This is a genomic window from Microbacterium sp. ISL-103, assembly GCF_018613995.1.
In the GTDB taxonomy this organism is placed as follows: domain Bacteria; phylum Actinomycetota; class Actinomycetes; order Actinomycetales; family Microbacteriaceae; genus Microbacterium.
On the sequence record NZ_JAGGPD010000435.1, the window covers coordinates 1 to 2,947 of the forward strand.

Annotated in this window: 4 protein-coding genes; 1 reads left to right on the plus strand and 3 read right to left on the minus strand. The window is 67.0% G+C overall.

Features of this window, described 5'->3' with window-relative positions; genetic code table 11:
* Nucleotides 1-107: 107 nt before the first annotated feature.
* From J7E68_RS15210 to J7E68_RS15220, 3 genes are read right to left on the minus strand one after another with little or no spacing between them, the layout of a single operon-like run.
* Nucleotides 108-881, minus strand: coding sequence for a glycerophosphodiester phosphodiesterase family protein (locus J7E68_RS15210; RefSeq protein WP_215173987.1), 774 nt, complete (start codon nucleotides 879-881; stop codon nucleotides 108-110).
* Nucleotides 878-1,804, minus strand: a complete 927-nt coding sequence (locus tag J7E68_RS15215; RefSeq protein WP_215173989.1) for an SPFH domain-containing protein — start codon at nucleotides 1,802-1,804, stop codon at nucleotides 878-880. Before J7E68_RS15215 ends, J7E68_RS15210 begins: the two co-directional genes overlap by 4 nt.
* Before the next feature lie 9 nt (nucleotides 1,805-1,813).
* The gene (locus J7E68_RS15220; RefSeq protein WP_215173991.1) at nucleotides 1,814-2,287 is read right to left on the minus strand and encodes an NfeD family protein; all 474 of its coding nucleotides are present in this window, start codon (nucleotides 2,285-2,287) and stop codon (nucleotides 1,814-1,816) included.
* 119 nt (nucleotides 2,288-2,406) lie between these two features.
* On the opposite strand from J7E68_RS15220, the gene J7E68_RS15225 reads away from it, so the two are divergent.
* A partial coding sequence (locus J7E68_RS15225; protein WP_215173993.1) for an SDR family oxidoreductase occupies nucleotides 2,407-2,947 on the plus strand: 541 nt, incomplete at its 3' end.

Genomic DNA, 2,947 nt, shown 5'->3' on the forward strand with positions numbered 1-2,947 from the left:
GCTGTCAGGTATAACGCTCCGGCCTGGGGGCGTCATCCACGCGGCTGAGTTCTCGGCGCTATTCACAGCGGAATCCCAGCGCGAGAGCGTATGGGCGGCGTGGCGCGTCAGCCGGCGAGAGCGGCCAGTGCCAGGTCCGCCCGGTCGGAGACGACGCCGTCGACGCCCGACGCGATGAGTCTGCGCATATCGTCGGGATCGTTCACCGTCCACACGTGCACCTCGACTCCGTGTGCGTGAGCGGCGCGGATCAGCGCGGGCGTGAGCACCTTCACCACGCCGTGCCGCTCGGGGATCTGCAGAGCATCGACGTCGCGAAGGACCCGCGCGGGGGAGAGGCGGAGCGACGAGAGCGCGCGCAGCGCGGCGATCGTGCGGCTGCCACCGGACGTCGCGGGACGCACGGCGGCTCCGGCTCTCAGAGTCGCCGCGATCGTCGCTCGACGGTTCGCATCCGAGAAGCTCGTCACCAGGACGCGCTGCGCGTGATCCACCAGGATCGGTCCGAGCGGCTCCGCTGCGTCGAGTGTCTTGACGTCGATGTTGAATCGCGCGGTCGGGAACGACGCGAGGGCCTCCGCGACGGTGAGGAGTCCGCCGTGGTCGGCGAAGATCGCGGCGAGCTCGCGCGTCCGCACGTCGCTCACGGACCGCGGGTCGCCCACGAGTCGTTGCAGGGTCGAATCGTGGAAGAGCACGACGTCACCGTCGGCCGTGACCTGGCAGTCCGTCTCGATGTACTCCGCCCCGGCCGCGTGTGCTGCGGCGAACGCGGCTGCCGAGTTCTCCCAGACACCGGAGTCCTCGCCCGCCGCAGTGATCAGACCGCGGTGAGCGAGGACTCGGGGGTGACGTGCCTTCTCGAAATAGGGGTGCGTCACGCGCCCGGGTAGTTCGTCGGAGGCTGGCCGGGCTTGGGGGTGAAGGCGCTGCCGATGCCCTTGAGCGCCTCGGTCAGCTCACTCGGGATGATCCAGAGCTTGTTGGACTGGCCCTCGCTGATCTTCGGCAGCATCTGCAGGTACTGGTACGCGAGCAGCTTGTCGTCCGGCTCGCCCTGGTGGATCGCGGTGAAGACGTTCTGGATGGCCTCGGCCTCACCCTGTGCCCGCAGCACCGCGGCCTGCTTGTCGCCCTCTGCTCGCAGGATCTCCGCCTGTCGAGCGCCCTCTGCTTCGAGGATCGCGGACTGCTTGGTTCCCTCAGCGGTGAGGATCGCGGCGCGACGGTCACGCTCGGCGCGCATCTGCTTCTCCATCGAGTCCTGGATGGAGATGGGCGGATCGATGGCTTTCAGCTCGACGCGGCCCACGCGGATGCCCCACTTGCCGGTCGCCTCGTCGAGCACGACACGCAGCTGTCCGTTGATGTTGTCGCGGCTGGTCAGCGCCTCTTCGAGGTTCAGACCACCGACGACGTTTCGCAGCGTCGTGGTCGTCAGCTGCTCGACGGCGCCGAGGTAGTTGGCGATCTCGTAGGTCGCGGCCCGTGCATCGGTCACCTGGAAGTAGACCACGGTGTCGATCGAGACCACGAGGTTGTCTTCGGTGATCACCGGCTGCGGCGGGAACGACACGACCTGCTCGCGCATGTCGATGAGGGGGCGAAGTCGATCGATGAACGGCACCAGGATGTTCAGACCCGGCGTGAGGGTCTTGTGATAGCGGCCCAGACGTTCGACCACTCCGGCGGTCGCCTGCGGGATGATGCGGATGGATCGAGCCAGCGTGACCACCACGAAGATGATGATCGCGATGACGAGGATCCAGCCGATCGCGGCGGGGATGAACGATGCGTCGTCCAAGAGGTTCTCCTAGTCGTTGACGGGGCGGACGGTCGCGGTCGCGCCGTTGATCGCGATCACTGCGATCGGTGATCCCTGGGGGATCGGCACGGCACCGGCGGTGCGGGCGGTCCAGGTGTCGCCGTTGCTCAGCTTCACCTGGCCGGAGATCTGCGTGATGTCCTGCAGGGCGGTGCCGCGAAGGTCGAGCAGCGCCTCGACGTTGGACTTGGTGGGGTCTTCGCCGCGATGCAGGCGCTTGATCAGCGGCGGACGCAGGAACAGGATGAACAGTGCCGCCGCCGCAGCGGCGATCAGCACCTGCACCCACACCGGTATCCCGATGAAGTCGGTGACGAGCCCGACGACGCTGCCGAAGCTCAGCATCAGGAAGGTGAAGTCGAGGGTGAGCATCTCGATCACGAGGAAGATGGCGATCAGGATCAGCCATCCGATCCATGCCCATTGGTCGATGAACTGTACGAATGTCGCGAAGTTGTCCATGCGGCCTCCTTTGCGGTCAACCTATCACGCAGCGTGAACGGGATCCCGGCGCCACGGGGCGCCTTGGTAGTCTGAAAGCGCCGTGCCATCGCGGCGATTCACGCATCAGAGGAGTCACCGTGACCGACGTTCTTCCCGCAGGTTCTCTCGACGGCAAGGTCGCCCTTGTCACCGGCTCGTCTCGGGGTATCGGTGCCGACACCGTGCGCTACCTCGCCGAGGCCGGTGCCGACGTCGTGATCAACTTCCGCAACAAGGCACCCCGCGCCGAGAAGCTCGCCGCACAGCTGCGCGAGCTCGGGCGCCGTGTGCTCGTCGTGGGTGCAGACCTCACGGACCCTGCGTCGGTCGGCGAGATGTTCGATGCGGTCACGGCCGAGTTCGGCCGCCTCGACGTACTGGTGCTGAACGCGTCCGGAGGTATGGAGTCGGGGATGGCCGAGGACTACGCGCTCCTGCTCAACCGCGATGCGCAGCTGAACGTGCTCGACGCGGCGACCCCGCTGCTCGGCGACGGCGCTCGCGTGGTCTTCGTCACCAGCCACCAGGCCCACTTCATCCGCACGACGCCGACCATGCCCGAGTATGAGCCGGTCGCCCTCTCGAAGCGAGCCGGTGAAGACGCCCTCCGAGAGCGCATCCCCGCTCTCGAGGAGAAGA

Coding starts and splice junctions, on each gene's coding strand:
- J7E68_RS15220 (WP_215173991.1), bottom strand. CDS start 2,287: ATGGACAACTTCGCGACATTCGTACAGTTCATCGACCAATGGGCATGG.